General features: G+C 63.0%; 15 protein-coding genes. All 15 read left to right on the top strand.

All coding sequences use genetic code 11. The features are described from left to right. The first annotated feature begins 94 nt into the window (after positions 1-94). Entirely contained in the window at positions 95-1,444 is a 1,350-nt protein-coding gene (locus tag LZ012_RS14775; RefSeq protein ID WP_275711590.1) for a dicarboxylate/amino acid:cation symporter, read from the top strand. Positions 1,445-1,596: 152 nt separating this feature from the next. After that, the gene (locus LZ012_RS14770) at positions 1,597-2,601 is read left to right on the top strand and encodes a TRAP transporter substrate-binding protein (protein WP_275711589.1); all 1,005 of its coding nucleotides are present in this window, start codon (positions 1,597-1,599) and stop codon (positions 2,599-2,601) included. A 79-nt stretch (positions 2,602-2,680) separates the two neighbouring features. Beyond that, a complete protein-coding gene (locus tag LZ012_RS14765; RefSeq protein WP_275711588.1) occupies positions 2,681-3,406 on the top strand; it encodes a TRAP transporter small permease in 726 nt (241 codons plus the stop codon). After that, positions 3,403-4,686, top strand: coding sequence for a TRAP transporter large permease (locus LZ012_RS14760; RefSeq protein ID WP_275711587.1), 1,284 nt, complete (start codon positions 3,403-3,405; stop codon positions 4,684-4,686). The genes LZ012_RS14765 and LZ012_RS14760 overlap by 4 nt, the downstream gene beginning before the upstream one ends. 72 nt (positions 4,687-4,758) lie before the next feature. Further along, entirely contained in the window at positions 4,759-5,721 is a 963-nt protein-coding gene (locus LZ012_RS14755; RefSeq protein WP_275711586.1) for an SRPBCC family protein, read from the top strand. Positions 5,722-5,879: 158 nt separating this feature from the next. Further along, a complete protein-coding gene (locus LZ012_RS14750; protein ID WP_275711585.1) occupies positions 5,880-6,566 on the top strand; it encodes a hypothetical protein in 687 nt (228 codons plus the stop codon). A 72-nt stretch (positions 6,567-6,638) separates the two neighbouring features. After that, the gene (gene ndk, locus LZ012_RS14745; protein WP_150427722.1) at positions 6,639-7,067 is read left to right on the top strand and encodes a nucleoside-diphosphate kinase; all 429 of its coding nucleotides are present in this window, start codon (positions 6,639-6,641) and stop codon (positions 7,065-7,067) included. Positions 7,068-7,089: 22 nt separating this feature from the next. Next, positions 7,090-8,184: a dual-specificity RNA methyltransferase RlmN gene (gene rlmN, locus LZ012_RS14740; protein ID WP_275711584.1), complete on the top strand. Its 1,095-nt coding sequence runs from the start codon at positions 7,090-7,092 to the stop codon at positions 8,182-8,184. Next, on the top strand, positions 8,181-8,987 hold the full coding sequence (pilW, locus tag LZ012_RS14735) for a type IV pilus biogenesis/stability protein PilW (protein WP_275711583.1): 807 nt from the start codon (positions 8,181-8,183) through the stop codon (positions 8,985-8,987). Before rlmN ends, pilW begins: the two co-directional genes overlap by 4 nt. Next, complete coding sequence (locus LZ012_RS14730) at positions 8,984-9,925, top strand: helix-turn-helix domain-containing protein (RefSeq protein WP_275711581.1); 942 nt, start codon at positions 8,984-8,986, stop codon at positions 9,923-9,925. The genes pilW and LZ012_RS14730 overlap by 4 nt, the downstream gene beginning before the upstream one ends. 3 nt (positions 9,926-9,928) lie before the next feature. Next, positions 9,929-11,158 (top strand): flavodoxin-dependent (E)-4-hydroxy-3-methylbut-2-enyl-diphosphate synthase, encoded by a 1,230-nt coding sequence (gene ispG / locus LZ012_RS14725; protein WP_275711580.1) that lies wholly within the window; start codon positions 9,929-9,931, stop codon positions 11,156-11,158. After that, positions 11,155-12,444, top strand: a complete 1,290-nt coding sequence (gene hisS / locus LZ012_RS14720) for a histidine--tRNA ligase (RefSeq protein ID WP_275711579.1) — start codon at positions 11,155-11,157, stop codon at positions 12,442-12,444. Before ispG ends, hisS begins: the two co-directional genes overlap by 4 nt. 5 nt (positions 12,445-12,449) lie before the next feature. Beyond that, positions 12,450-13,088 carry a YfgM family protein gene (locus LZ012_RS14715; RefSeq protein ID WP_275711578.1) on the top strand — a complete coding sequence of 213 codons (639 nt, stop codon included), beginning with the start codon at positions 12,450-12,452 and terminating at the stop codon, positions 13,086-13,088. Then, positions 13,088-14,248: an outer membrane protein assembly factor BamB gene (bamB, locus tag LZ012_RS14710; RefSeq protein ID WP_275711577.1), complete on the top strand. Its 1,161-nt coding sequence runs from the start codon at positions 13,088-13,090 to the stop codon at positions 14,246-14,248. The genes LZ012_RS14715 and bamB overlap by 1 nt, the downstream gene beginning before the upstream one ends. After that, positions 14,245-15,576 carry a ribosome biogenesis GTPase Der gene (der, locus tag LZ012_RS14705; protein ID WP_275711576.1) on the top strand — a complete coding sequence of 444 codons (1,332 nt, stop codon included), beginning with the start codon at positions 14,245-14,247 and terminating at the stop codon, positions 15,574-15,576. The genes bamB and der overlap by 4 nt, the downstream gene beginning before the upstream one ends. The last annotated feature ends 33 nt before the right edge of the window (positions 15,577-15,609 follow it).

Here is a 15,609-nt window from a genome sequence, read left to right as displayed (position 1 = left end):
GTTTTCCACAATTCGGATAGCCACAATGGTCGAAAGGGCAGCGAGCGGGAATACTGCGCGTGAAATTTAAATAAGCCATTTCGGAGACAAACTCATGGCCAAGAAGTCGTTATTCAAAAGTCTATATGTGCAGGTCCTGATCGCCATCGCCTTGGGCGTGACGCTGGGGCACTTCTATCCGTCGGCCGGCGCCGACATGAAACCGCTCGGTGATGCCTTCATCAAGTTGATCAAGATGATCATCGCCCCGATCATCTTTTGCACCATCGTCGTCGGCATCGCCGGCATGGAAGACATGAAGAAGGTCGGCAAGACCGGCGGATATGCCGTGCTGTATTTCGAAGTGGTCAGCACCATCGCCCTGATCATCGGCCTGATCGTGGTCAACGTCTGGGCGCCGGGTTCGGGCATGAACGTCGATCCGGCTTCGCTCGACACCAAGGGCATCGACAAGTACGTCGGCCCGGGCAAGATGCAGACGACGACGGATTTCCTGATGAACATCATTCCGACCAGCGTGGTGGACGCCTTTGCCAAGGGCGACATGCTGCAGGTGCTGTTCTTCTCCATCCTGTTCGGTTACGCCATGCATGCCTTCGGCGAGCGCGGCAAGCCGGTGTTCGACCTGATCGAGAAGCTGTCGCACGTGCTGTTCGGTATCGTCGGCGTAATCATGAAGGTTGCCCCGATCGGCGCTTTCGGTGCCATGGCCTATACCATCGGCAAGCATGGCGTCGGCAGCCTGGTCCAGTTGGCCAACCTGATGGGGGCCTTCTACCTGACCTGCGTGATCTTCATCCTCGTCGTGCTCGGCAGTATCGCCAAGTTCCACGGTTTCTCGATCATCAAGCTGATCAAGTACATCAAGGAAGAGCTGTTCCTGGTCCTTGGTACCTCGTCGTCGGAATCGGCCCTGCCGCGCCTGATGGCCAAGATGGAAAATGCCGGTGCCCAGAAGTCGGTGGTCGGCCTGGTCGTGCCGACCGGCTACTCGTTCAACCTGGACGGCACCTCGATCTACCTGACCATGGCTGCCGTGTTCATCGCCCAGGCCACCAATACCCCGCTCGACCTGCAGCACCAGATCACCCTGCTGGTCATCCTGCTGCTGACCTCGAAGGGCGCCGCCGGCGTTACCGGTTCCGGCTTCATCGTGCTGGCCGCCACGCTTTCGGCTGTCGGTACCGTCCCGGTGGCAGGTCTTGCGCTGATCCTCGGCATCGACCGCTTCATGTCGGAAGCCCGTGCGCTGACCAACTTCATCGGCAACAGCGTGGCCACCTTGGTCGTCGCCAAGTGGTGCAAGGCCCTCGACGTCGATCGCATGAACGCTGTGCTCAACAACGAGACTCCGGACGAGGCCGACAATCCCGAACTGGTTCTGGACGATGCGCCGGATATGGTGATCCCCCATTCGCCGCGGCCGATCACCGAGCACAACTGATCCTGCGCACAACGCAATAAAGAAACCGCCGGCCAGTCCGGCGGTTTTTGTTTTTGGGTGTCGGCACTGTGGATTTCCACAATACGCCCGGATTATCCATTTCGTAATACTTTCAATAAGTCGTAATAAACGACCTTTCTAGGAGGAGACCCATGAAAATTTCAAATATTCTGGCCGGCCTGTTTGCCTGTGCCATCTCGTTCGGGGCCTATGCCCAGCAACCCATTGTCATCAAATTCAGCCACGTGGTGGCGGCCGATACGCCGAAGGGCAAGGCGGCCGAAATGTTTGCCAAGAAAGCGGCCGAACTGACACATGGCAAGGTCAAGGTCGAGGTTTATGCCAACTCCACGCTCTACAAGGACAAGGAGGAAATGGAGGCACTGCAGTTGGGGGCTGTCCAGATGCTGGCTCCGTCGCTGGCCAAGTTCGGCCCGCTCGGCGTCAAGGAATTCGAGGTGTTCGACCTGCCCTTCATTTTCGGCAACTACGACGACCTGCACAAAGTGACCAATGGCGCCGTGGGCAAGCAACTGCTCGCCAAGCTTGAGCCCAAGGGTATCCGCGGCCTGGCTTTCTGGGACAACGGCTTCAAGTCCTTCTCGGCCAATTCGCCGATCAAGACGCCGGCTGACCTGAAGGGCAAGAAGATGCGCATCCAGTCGTCCAAGGTGCTCGAGGAACAGATGCGCTCGGTCGGCGCGATGCCGCAGGTGATGGCCTTCTCCGAGGTCTATCAGGCCTTGCAGACGGGCGTGGTCGATGGCACCGAGAATCCGATTTCCAACCTGTATACCCAGAAGATGCATGAAGTGCAGAAGCATCTGACCCTGACCGAGCATGGCTACCTGGGCTATGCGGTGATCGTGAACAAGAAGTTCTGGGATGGCCTGCCGACCGATATTCGCAAGCAGCTGGAAGACGCGATGGAACAGTCGACCCGCTACGCCAACCAGATCGCCAAGGTCGAAAACGACGCCGCGCTCGATGCGGTGAAGAAGAGCGGCCGCACCACGGTCTACGTGCCGACCAAGGACGAGCGCCTTGCCTTCAAGAAGGCCATGGTGCCGGTGCATCAGAAGATGGAAGGGCGGGTCGGCAAGGATACGATTCAGGCCGTCTACAAGGAAACCGGTTTCCGTCCGGACAGCCTCTGATCCTTGGCACGGGGAGGCGCGTCCGGCAAGGGGAGGATGCGCCTGCAGTACCGTCGGATAACACCCGAAGGGGGTTGCAATGAATAAATTTCTCGATCACTTGGAGGAATGGCTGATCGCCTTCTTCATCGGTGGCGCCACCTTGCTCATTTTCCTGTCGGTCATCCACCGCTATATGTCCGGCCTGCCGATTCCCGGCCTGCAGGACTGGCTGCTCGGGCTGAATTTCAGTTGGGCGCAGGAGTTGTGCATCATCATGTTCGTCTGGATGGCCAAGTTCGGCGCCGCCTACGGCGTGCGCACCGGCATCCACGTCGGCGTCGACGTCGTGATCAACCGTATGGACGAGCGGACACGGGGCCGCTTCATCATCTTCGGCTTGCTGGCCGGCGCCCTGTTCACCGGTTCCATCGGCATTCTGGGCGGCCGTTTCGTGTGGGAAAACGGCGCCCACTACGCCTTCATGCACGCCCTGGGCATGGACACCGGCGAGGTCTTCGAAGGCCCGACCACGCCCGATCTCGAATGGCCGACCTGGATGGTCTATTCGGCCATCCCGCTCGGCTCGTCGCTGATGTGCTATCGCTTCCTGCAGGTCTGCGTGGCGTTCTGGAAGACCGGCGAATTGCCGCACCACGATCATGCTCACGTCGAAGGCATGGACGAGGCGCATCCGCCGCTGGTCGGTGAGACGTTCGCCGAGGGCGAGGGGATGGAGCACGCCCGCATGGGCAAGTCGGACAAGGAATGGGAAAAAGACCATCCACCAAAAGCCGATCGTGACGACAAGGGAGATCGCTCATGAACGCTGCCATCATTTTCGGGCTGCTGATCGCCCTGATGCTGACCGGGATGCCGATTTCCATCTCGCTCGGCCTGACCGTGCTCACTTTCATCCTGACCATGACGCACGTGCCGCTGGAATCGGTGGCCCTCAAGCTGTTCACCGGCATCGAGAAGTGGGAAATCATGGCCGTGCCCTTCTTCATTCTGGCCGGCAATTTCCTGACCCACGGCGGTGTGGCGCGGCGCATGATCAACTTCGCCACCTCGCTGGTCGGCCACTTCCATGGCGGTCTGGCACTGGCTTCCATCCTGGCCTGCGCGATGTTCGCGCTGGTTTGCGGCTCGAGCGTCGCGACGGTGGTCGCCATCGGCTCCATCGTGCTGCCGGCCATGGTCGCCCACGGCTACCCGATGCGCTTCGGCGCCGGTGTCATCATCACTGCCGGTTCGCTCGGCATCCTGATGCTGCCGTCGATCCCGAAGGTCATCTACGCCATCTCGACTAACACCTCGATCGGTGCGCTGTTCGTCGCCGGACTGCTGCCCGGCATCCTGCTCACCATCATGCTGTGCGGCACGACCTGGTACCTGGCCAAGAAGAACGACTATCCGCGCCTGCCCAGGGCCGGCTGGATGGACCGTTGGGTCGCTTTCCGCAAAAGCGTCTGGGGCCTGATGCTGGTCGTCATCATCGTCGGCGGCATCTACTCCGGCGCCTTCACGGCGACCGAAGCGGCGGCCATGGCGGCGGTGTATTCGTTCTGGGTGTCGATCTTCGTGTACAAGGACCTCGGCATGAAGGACGTGCCCAAGGTGCTGCGCGACTCGGCCAACATGTCGGCGATGCTGCTCTACATCATCACCAACGCCGTGCTGTTCTCCTTCGTGCTGGCCAACGAGAACCTGCCCAACCAGCTGGCCGAATGGCTGCTCGACAAGAACCTGGGCCAGGACGGCTTCCTGTTCCTGGTTAACATCGTGCTGCTGATGGCCGGCAACTTCATGGAGCCGTCGTCGATCATCCTGATCATGGCGCCGATCTTCTTCCCGGCGGCGGTCCGGCTCGGCATCAATCCGGTGCATTTCGGCATCCTGATCGACGTCAACATGGAAGTCGGCCTCTGTCACCCGCCGGTTGGCCTGAACCTGTACGTCGCTTCGGGCATCTCGCGTCTCGGCATCACCGAGCTGACCAAGGCGGTGCTGCCCTGGCTGGGAACCATGGTGGTCTTCCTGGTCATCGTTACCTACTGGCCGTGGCTGACCCTGGTCTTGCCGCAGGCGATGGGGATGATGTAAACCTGCACCGTTCCTGAATCAGCCCGGCTTCGGCCGGGCTTTTTTTCACCGTTTCGCTCCAGGGATTCCCCGATGCCCATGCCTTTGCTGTTCGCCCTTGCGCTGATCCTGATCGCCTTCCTGGCCTACGTCGGGCGTTACAGCGGCCGGCTGCGCGTCGAGCGCAGCCGAGAAATCGCCGCGCCGCTCGCCGAGGTCTATGCGGCGGTTGCTGATTTTGCGACCTGGCCGGGCTGGTGTCCGTGGCTGGAGCATGATCCTGCCATCGTGCTGCAGTTGGCCGGGCAGCGCTGTTCGTGGCGGACGGCGCCGGCCGGCGATTACGAGATCGTGCAGCGGATTGCCGAGCCGGGGCGGCGGATTGTGCAGCGCATCGTGTCGCGCGAACCCTTCCGCTACGCCGGGCAGATGCACTGGGAATTCACCGAGCGCGACGGGCGGACGCTGGTTACCTGGCGCATCAAGGGCCGCGTCGCCTTTGCCTTGCGCGCCTTCATGACTACCGTGCGCGGCGCCCTGGAACTCGATCTGCGCTACGGTCTGGATAAGCTGGCCGGGCAACTGGAGCGCGGCGGCCAGGGCGCTGCCTATCGCATCGAGTATCTCGGTTTGCGCGACGTGCCGGCGTCGCGGCAGGTGAGCGAAAGCTGGCAAGGGCCGATTTCCGGACTGCGCACGGCGGTCGACGGTGCCGTGGGCCGCTTGCGCCAACGCCTTGCCGCGGCCGCTATTGCACCGGCCGGCGAGCCGGTGGCGGCCTTTCAGCGTACCAACGTCAAGCAGGGAACGACGGCGTGTCGCATCGGCATCCCGGTCGCCGATGAGGTCGTCGCGCTCGAAACGGCGACGACGCCGGCGCATCGCGCCTGGGTCGTCCGCCTGAGCGGCGATCGCGCCGCACTCGACATCGCCTGGTACGAAGCCATGCAGCGCCTGCGTATCGACGACTGCCAGCCCGATCCGGCCATTCCGCCGGTCGAGCGCTATCTGGGTGATACGCTGACCGAACTGCTGCTGCCGGTGCGCGGCACCTAGCGCCCATCCGGGAAGAGCCCAGCCTGCCGGCCGCCGGAAGTCGGCGCCCGGCTCGCGACATTCGACTACAATGCCCGCGCCGGAACGCGCTCCAGCGCCGGTCGCCGCATTGTTCGCTGCAACCGTCCCGGTTGCCGTTTTCGAGGATGTTCCACCCCGTGAAATTCGCTCTCTATCTTGTCGCCTTCGTGCTTGCCGCATTGCTGCTGCCCTTCCTGTTTCCCGGTGCCGGCAAGCAGGAAGGGGTCTATCCCAATGCCAACCTGCCGTGGCAGATCACTCTCGACGGCCAGGGCGGCAGCACCGTATTCGCTCTGAAGCCGGGCGTCAGCACCCTGGCCGAGGCGCGTCGAATCTTCGGTGCTGACGTGCAGATCGCCATCATCGCCCGGCCGGACGAAGAAGGCACGCTGGAAGCCTATTTCGCCCAGGTGCCGCTCGGCTTCGTGCTGGCGCGCGTCGTCCTGACCCTGGAGGCCGATGCCGCCAAGGTTACCGCCATGCGTGAGCGCGCCGTCAAGGCCGAGCATATGGAAAGCACGACGCGCAAGATCACGCTGCACGCGGACGATCTGGCGGCAGCCGAGAGCCTGCCCATCCGTGCCATCGCCATCATCCCGACGGTCAACCTGGACGAGATGACGGTGGTCCAGCGCTTCGGCCAGCCCGGCGAACGCCTGGCGGTGTCGGACAAGCGCGTCCATCTGCTCTATCCCGACAAGGGGCTCGACGTCACCGTCGATGCCGACGGCAAGGAGTTGCTGCAGTACGTCGCGCCGCGCAATTTTGCCTGGCTGCGCGAACCGCTGACCAAGGCGGCGGTCGAAAACCAGGCTGGGCGGTGAGGCGGGCGCTCGGGCGCCGAGTCTGCTAAAATTATCCGTTTTTCAACTGACTAGCTTTCTCGGAGCAAACCCATGGCTATCGAACGCACCCTTTCCATCATCAAGCCGGACGCCGTCAAGAAGAACGTGATCGGCCAGATCTACTCCCGTTTCGAAGGCGCCGGCCTGAAGGTCATCGCTGCCCGCATGACCTGGCTGTCCGAGCAGGAAGCTGGCCAGTTCTACGCCGTGCACAAAGAACGCCCCTTCTTCAAGGATCTGGTCTCCTTCATGACCTCCGGTCCGGTTATGATCCAGGCTCTGGAAGGCGAAAACGCCATCGCCAAGAACCGCGAACTGATGGGCGCCACCGACCCGAAGAAGGCCGACAAGGGCACCATCCGCGCTGATTTCGCCGAATCCATCGACGCCAACGCCGTTCATGGTTCCGACGCTCCGGAAACCGCCGCTGTGGAAGTTGCTTTCTTCTTCCCGGGCATGAACACCTACTCCGGCCGCTAATCCAGAGCTGAAGTAGCAAGCGATGACCGTCAACCTGCTGGATTTCGATGCCGATAGCCTGACTGCCTGGTTTGCCGAGCAGGGCGAAAAGCCCTTCCGCGCCCGGCAGGTCTTGCGCTGGATGCATCGTTCCGGCGTGGCGGACTTCGATGCCATGACCGACATCGCCAAGAGCTTGCGTGAAAAGCTCAAGGCGAGGGCGGTCGTGGCGCCGCCTGTCGTGGTTTCCGACAAACTGTCGGAGGACGGCACGCGCAAGTTCCTGATTGATGTCGGCAATGGCAATGCCGTCGAAACGGTGTTCATCCCCGAAGACGATCGCGGCACCCTGTGCATTTCCACGCAAGCCGGCTGCGCCCTCGACTGCGCCTTCTGCTCGACCGGCAAGCAAGGCTTCAACCGCAACCTGACGGTGGCGGAAATTATCGGCCAGCTATGGCAGGCCAACAACGCCCTGGGCGTCGTGCATGGTGACGAGCGCGTCATCTCCAACGTCGTCATGATGGGCATGGGCGAACCGCTCGCCAATTTTGAAAATACCGTCGCCGCGCTCAAGCTGATGCTCGACGACAACGCCTACGGCCTGTCGCGCCGCCGCGTCACGGTCTCGACGTCGGGGCTGGTCCCGGTCATGGACCGCCTGCGCGAGGAATGCCCGGTGGCCCTGGCCGTGTCGCTGCACGCGCCGAACGACAAGCTGCGCGACGAACTGGTGCCGATCAACCAGAAATACCCGTTGAAGGAGCTGATGGCCGCCTGCCAGCGTTACCTGGAAAAGGCGCCGCGCGATTTCATCACCTTCGAATACACAATGATCGACGGCATCAACGATTCCGAAGGCCATGCCCGCGAACTGCTGGCCTTGGTCAATTACGTGCCGTGCAAATTCAACCTGATTCCGTTCAACCCCTTCCCGGGCTCGCCGTTCAAGCGTTCGCCCGCGGAGCGTGTGCGCCGCTTTGCCGACATCCTGATGCAGGCCGGCATCGTCACCACGACGCGCAAGACGCGCGGTGACGACATCGACGCCGCCTGCGGCCAGTTGGCCGGGCAGGTCAAGGACAAGACCAAACGTACTTCCGGACGCGTGATTCCCCTGGTGGAGACTAGATCGTGACTGTGCAATCCCTGAAGCGATTGACCGTGGGCCTCGGCCTGGTGGCGTGCTGCGCTGCCACGGTGCAGGCGCAGCAGCAATACCAGATCAACAACAGTTCCGGCGGTCAGGAGCAGAAGAATACCGATCCGCGCAACCGTGCCCGGATTCACACCGAACTGGGCGCCATGTATTTCCAGGCCGGTAGCTACGCCGTCGCCCTCGACGAACTGCAGATCGCGCTCAACGCCGATTCCAGCTACTACCAGGCGTACAGCATCCGCGGCCTGGTGCGCACGGCGCTCAAGGAAAACGACAAGGCGGAAAGCGACTTCCGCCGGGCGCTGGACATTGCGCCGAACGACCCCGAGGTCAACAACAACTACGGCTGGTACCTGTGCGAAACGGGCAAGGAGCGCCAGTCCATCGCCTACTTCCTCAACGCCCTGAAGAGCCCGCTCTACGAGACGCCGGACCGCGCTTATACCAATGCCGGCACCTGTGCCCAGAAGGCGGGCGATCTGGAGGGGGCGCAGAACTACCTGCTCAAGGCCCTGCAAATGTCGCGTGACGGTGCCATGCCGGCCCGCCTGGAATTGGCCAAGCTGTTCTACAAGCGCAATATTCTGGAAGAGTCGCGCATCTATCTGAACGATGCGCTGAAGATGATGGAGCCGCCGTCGGCTGAGGCGATCTGGCTGGGCCTGCGCATCGAGCGCAAGCTGGGCAATAAGGTGGCGGAAGGCGGTTTTGCTTCCCAGCTGCGCAGCCGTTATCCGTCTTCGGCCGAGTATCAGGAGTTCCTGAAGGGTAATTTTGAATGAACGAGCAGGTTAGTAGCCCCGACCCGGTAAGCGACGCAGACGCCGCGGTCGCTTTCGAAACGCCGGTCGGCGAGCAGTTGCGCCAGGCACGCGAAGCGCGCAGCCTGCAGATCGCTGATATTTCGCAGACGCTAAAGCTTGGCCCGCGCCAGGTCGAAGCGCTGGAAAGCGGCGACTGGAACGGCTTGCCCGGCCATACCTTCATTCGCGGTTTCGTGCGCAACTACGCCCGGCTGTTGCAGCTCGACCCGGCTCCGATGATGGCCCAGCTCGACAGCGTCCTTGAGAAACCGGTCGATAATCTCGGCAAGCAGGACAGCGGCCCGGCGCCCATGCCGAGTTCCAGCAGTGCCGGCGCGTCGCGGCGCGACCGCCAAGTCATGTCGATTGGTGCCGGCCTGGTCGTGGCGGCGGCGCTGGTCTATTTCCTGATCCCGTCCGATCTGTCCGCCTTGCGCAGCAGCGTGCAATCGCTGCTCGATTCGGTCGCCCGCAAGGAAGCTCCAGAGCCGGCCGCGGCCCCCGATGCACAGCCCGCAGGTCAGGCAGCAGGACAGCCGGCCGGCAACGAGCCGGTATTCCCGCCGGGCTCGACCCAACAGCAGACCATGTATCCGCAGGCGTTGGTGCCGGCCGAGACGCCGGCGGCTCCCGCGGCGCCCGCCGCTCCCTCTGCGGAAAATGCCGCACCGGCCGCGGCGCAGCCGCAACTCCGCTTTGTGGTCGATAAGGACGCCTGGGTCGAAGTGCGCGACCGCGACAACAAGGTCGTCTTCTCGCAGCGTCTGACCAGCGGCGCCGAACAGGCCGTTTCCGGCCAGGGGCCGCTGTCGCTGACCATCGGTTACGCGCCGGGGGTCCGCCTGTTCTGGCGCGGCCAGCCGGTCGATCTGGCGCCGCATACCAAGGGCGATGTCGCCCGTCTGGTTCTGGAGTAATCGTTGACTGCAGTTAGCAAGCGCCCGACGCGGGCCACGTCCATCGCGCACGTCAGGATCGGCGGTGCCGCGCCGGTCGTCGTCCAGTCGATGACCAACACCGATACCGCCGATTACCTGGCCACGGCCATCCAGTGTGCCGAACTGGCGCGCGCCGGCTCCGAGCTGGTGCGCATCACGGTCAATACGCTGGAAGCCGCCGCCGCGGTGCCGAAGATTCGCGATCATCTCGACAAGATGAATTGCAACGTGCCGCTGATCGGCGACTTCCACTACAACGGCCATCGCCTGCTCACCGAGCATCCGGCTTGTGCCGAGGCGCTGGCCAAGTACCGAATCAATCCGGGCAACGTCGGTTTCGGCAAGAAGAAGGATGAGCAGTTCGCCCAGATGGTCGAGCTGGCCTGCAAATACGACAAGCCGGTACGCATCGGCGTGAACTGGGGCAGCCTCGATCAGGAGCTGCTGGCCCGCATCATGGACGAGAACAGCAAGCGGGCCGAGCCGCTCGATGCGACCGAGATGATGCGCCATGCGATGGTCACTTCGGCGCTGGAATCGGCCGCCAAGGCCGAGGAAGTTGGTCTGGCCGGCGACAAGATCATCCTGTCCTGCAAGGTGTCGAGTGTGCAGGACCTGATCGCCATCTACCGCCAGCTGGCGCAGCGCGCCGACTACGCGCTGCACCTCGGCCTGACCGAGGCCGGCATGGGCTCCAAGGGCATTGTCGCCTCGACCGCAGCGCTATCCGTGCTGCTCCAGGAAGGCATCGGCGACACCATCCGTGTCTCGCTGACGCCGGAACCGGGCGGCTCGCGTTCGCAGGAAGTCATCGTCGCCCAGGAAATCCTGCAGACCATGGGCCTGCGCGCTTTCACCCCGATGGTTGCGGCCTGTCCCGGCTGCGGCCGGACGACCAGCACCTTCTTCCAGGAACTGGCCGGCGAGGTGCAGGATTTCGTCCGCGCCAAAATGCCGGAATGGAAGGCGCAATACGACGGCGCCGAGAACATGACGCTGGCTGTCATGGGCTGCATCGTCAACGGGCCGGGCGAATCGAAGCACGCCAATATCGGCATTTCGCTGCCGGGCACCGGCGAGGCACCGTCGGCGCCGGTCTACGAGGACGGCCAGAAGACCGTCACGCTGAAGGGCGACAACATCGCCGCCGAATTCAAGGACATCATCGAGCGCTACGTCCAGCGCAGCTACAAGAAGAAACTGCAAGCATGAGTCAGACCCTCCAGTCCGTGCGCGGGATGAACGACATCCTGCCGGATGAAGCCGAATTCTGGGAAGTATTCGAAGATACCATCCGTTCGTGGCTGAAGGGCTACGGCTATCGTCCGATCCGCATGCCCATCGTTGAGCCGACGCCGTTGTTCAAGCGTGCCATCGGCGAAGTCACCGACATCGTCGAGAAGGAAATGTACTCCTTCGAGGACAGCCTCAACGGCGAACAACTGACGCTGCGTCCGGAAGGCACGGCCGGTTGCGTGCGCGCCGTTATCCAGCACGGTCTGGCCAACCAGGTGCCGCGCCGTCTCTATTACATCGGCCAGATGTTCCGCCACGAGCGGCCGCAAAAGGGCCGCTACCGGCAGTTCCACCAGGTCGGCGTGGAGTCCATCGGCTTCGCCGGGCCGGATATCGACGCCGAAATGATCCTGATGGGCGCCCGTCTGTGGGCCGATCTCGGCCTCGATGGCATCGAATTGCAGATCAACAGCCTCGGTCAGCCCGAAGAGCGCGCCCAGCACCGTGCGGCACTGATTTCCTATTTCGAAGAGCATGCCGAAATCCTCGACGAGGATGCCAAGCGTCGCCTGTACACCAACCCGCTGCGCATACTCGACACCAAGAACCCGGCCTTGCAGGATATGTGCGCCGCCGCGCCGAAGCTGATCGACTATCTCGGCGAAGCGTCGCTGGCCCACTTTGAAGGCGTCCAGCGCGTGCTGCGCGACGCCGGCGTGCCCTTCGTCATCAATCCGCGTCTGGTGCGCGGCCTGGACTACTACAACCTGACCGTTTTCGAATGGGTCACCGACAAGCTCGGCGCCCAGGGCACGGTCTGCGCCGGCGGTCGTTACGATGGCCTGGTCGAACAACTGGGTGGCAAGTCGACGCCGGCCTGTGGTTTCGCCATGGGCGTCGAGCGCCTGATCGCGCTGATCAAGGAATCGGGCGGCGAACCGGCTGCGCCGGCCCCGGACGTTTATCTGGTGCATCAAGGCGAGGCGGCTTCCCGGCTGGCTTTCCGCGTCGCCGAAGGCTTGCGCGATCACGGTATCGACGTGCTGCTGCACTGCGGCGGCGGCTCCTTCAAGTCGCAAATGAAGAAGGCCGACGGTAGCGGCGCCACCTTCGCGGTGGTCATCGGCGACGACGAGGCGGCTACTGGCGAGGCCCAGCTGAAGTACCTGCGCGAAGAAGGCGTGGAACAACGTAAACTGAAAGTCGATGATCTGGCCGACGCCATCATCGGCCAACTGATTGATTCGGACGAAGAGGAATAAGCAGCATGGCGCATTACGACCTCGAAGAACAGGAACAGATCGATACCCTGAAAACCTGGTGGAAGATGTATGGCAACCTCGTCACCGGGGTGGTCATGGCCGCTTCGCTGGGCGTCGTCGGTTGGCAGGGCTGGCACTGGTATCAGGGTGGGCAGTCGGCCCAGGCGGCGGCGGTCTATGGCGTGCTCGAGCAGGCTGCCGGCGTCGGCGACGCCCAGAAGGTCAAGGCGGCGGCCGGTGAACTGGCCGAGAAGTTCGGCCGTACCGCCTACGCATCGCTGGGCGCCATGGTCGCGGCCAAGCAGTCCTTCGACGCCGGCGACCTGAAAACCGCCAAGACCCAACTCGCCTGGGTGGCCGAGAACGGCAAGAATGAAATCCGCGATCTGGCCCGTTTGCGCTTGGCTGCCGTGCAGCTCGACGAGCAGGCCTACGACGAAGCCTTGAAGCAGCTCGAGTCCAGCCATGCGGCGGCATTCGACATCCGCTTCCTGGAACTGAAAGGCGATGTGCTGACCGCTCAGGGCAAGAAGGCCGACGCCCGCGCCGCCTACAAGTCGGCGCTCGACAAATCGGCCGACAAGCCGTCGGCCGGTCGTGAACTGCTGCAACAGAAGCTCGACAGCCTGGGCGAGGCCGCCTGATGTCGCGCCGCCTGCTTCTGCTGCTCATCGCCGCCGGCCTGCTGACGGCTGGTTGCGCGACCATTTCCGATGGTCTGGACGCGATCAACCCGTTCTCCAGCTCGGCTCCCAAGATGCCGGTGCTGGCGCCGCTGAAGCCGACGGCCGACGTGCGTGCCGCTTGGTCGGCCAGTATCGGCAAGGCGGGCGATTATGCCTTTACCCCGGCCGTGGTCGAGGGCGCGGTTTATGCCGCCAGCGCCAAGGGTACGGTCAGCCGGATCGAGGATGGCAAGACCATCTGGAAAATTGATGCCGGCCAGCCGCTGTCGGCCGGTGTGGGCGCCAACAGAAAGCTGGTGGTTGTCGGCACGCCGAAGGGCGAGGTCCTCGCTTTCTCGGCCGATGACGGCAAGGCTTTGTGGAAAGCCAAGGTGTCGAGCGAAGTGCTCGCCGCCCCGGTGGTCGGTGATGATGGCGTCGCCGTGAAGAGCGGCGACAACCAGGTTTTCCTGTTCGATGCTGCCGATGGTGGCCGCAAGTGGGCCTACCAGCGCTCGACGCCGCCGCTGTCGGTGCGCAGTGCCGGTTCGCCGGTGTTCGCCGATCGCTACCTGTTCGTCGGCTATCCGGGCGGCAAGCTGGTCGCCCTGGCCTTGCAGAACGGTGCGCCGGTCTGGGAAGGCGCCGTTGCTTCTCCCAAGGGGGCGACCGAACTCGATCGCGTGGCCGATGTCGTCGCCGCGCCCCTGGTCGATGGCACCCAGATCTGCGCCGTCGCCTTCCAGGGCCGGGTCGCCTGCTTCGACATGGGGCAGGGCGGGGCCATGGTCTGGTCGCGCGACATCTCGTCGGTCAGCGGTCTGGTCACCGATGGTCGCTATCTGTTCATCACCGACGACAAGGGTGTCGTTTATGGTCTGGATCGCCTGTCCGGCAGCAGCCTATGGAAACAGGACAAGCTGAAAGGCCGCCGGCTGTCGGCGCCGACCATCCGCCGCGGCCTGGTGGCTGTCGCCGACGGCGAAGGGATCGTCCATTTCCTGTCCCGCGATGATGGCAGCTTCGCCGCGCGCCAGAAAACCGATGGCACGCCGGTTCGCGCGCCGCTGCAAATGCTTGGTTCCTCCATCCTGGTCCAGACCACCGGTGGCGAAGTGAGCGCATTCGAGGTGCAATGAAACCTACGCTCGTCCTGGTTGGCCGTCCCAATGTCGGCAAGTCCACGCTCTTCAACCGGCTGACCAAGTCGCGCGACGCCATCGTCGCCGACCTGCCGGGCCTGACCCGCGACCGTCACTACGGCCACGGCAAGCTGGGCAAGAAGCCTTATCTGGTGGTCGATACCGGCGGTTTCGAGCCGCTGGTCAAGGAGGGCATCCTGCACGAAATGGCGCGCCAGACCGAGCAGGCCATCGCCGAAGCCGACGCCATCATTTTCGTAGTCGATGGCCGTACCGGCCTGACGCCGCACGACAAGGAAATCGCCAACAAGCTGCGCCGCATCGACCGCCCGGTCTTCGTCGCGGTCAACAAGGCCGAAGGCATGAATGCCGGCATGGTCGAGGCCGATTTCCATGAACTGGGCCTGGGTGAACCGAATGCCATTTCCGCCGCCCACGGCGAAGGCGTGCGCGGGCTGGTCGAAATGGCCCTCGAGAGCTTTCCCGAGCCGGAAGACGACGAATGGCATTCCGATGCGGTACGCGTCGCCATCGTCGGCCGCCCGAACGTCGGCAAGTCGACCCTGATCAACACCCTGCTCGGCGAAGAGCGCGTCATCGCCTTCGATGCGCCGGGCACCACCCGCGATTCCATCGAAATCGATTTCGAGCGCGGCGGCCGTAAGTACGTGCTCGTCGATACCGCCGGCATGCGCAAGCGGGGCAAGGTTTTCGAGGCGATCGAGAAGTTCTCGGTGGTCAAGACGCTGAAGTCCATTGAAGGCGCCAATGTCGTGATCCTGATGGTCGATGCCCAGGCTGACGTCTCCGATCAGGATGCGCACATCGCCGATTTCATCGTGCAATCGGGGCGGGCGCTGGTCGTCGCGGTCAACAAGTGGGATGGTCTGGATGCCTACACCCGCGAACAGACCCGCCAGATCCTGCAGCGCAAGCTGAAATTCCTCGATTTCGCCAAGTTCCACTTCGTCTCGGCGCTTGAGAACATCGGCTTGGGTAATCTCTTCAAGTCGGTTGATGCCGCCTATTCGGCAGCCATGGCCAAGATGTCCACGCCGCGCCTGACGCGCGTGCTGATCGATGCCGTGGCCAAGCAGGCGCCGGCCAAGCACAACATGTTCCGGCCGAAGCCGCGCTACGCCCACCAGGGCGGTTCCAATCCGCCGATCATCGTGGTGCACGGCAATGCGGTCGACCATATCACCGACAGCTATCGCCGTTATCTCGAACACACTTTCCGCGAAGCGTTCAAGTTGCAGGGAACGCCGTTGCGTATCCAGTTTGTGGCGGCGAAGAACCCGTTTGCCGACAAAGACAAGAAATAATCTGCAAATTTTTTGGCATCACCCCCTGAATTT

This window comes from Dechloromonas hankyongensis, assembly GCF_022012295.1.
GTDB lineage: Bacteria > Pseudomonadota > Gammaproteobacteria > Burkholderiales > Rhodocyclaceae > Azonexus > Azonexus hankyongensis.
This window is presented reverse-complemented; position numbering and strand designations above follow the sequence as displayed.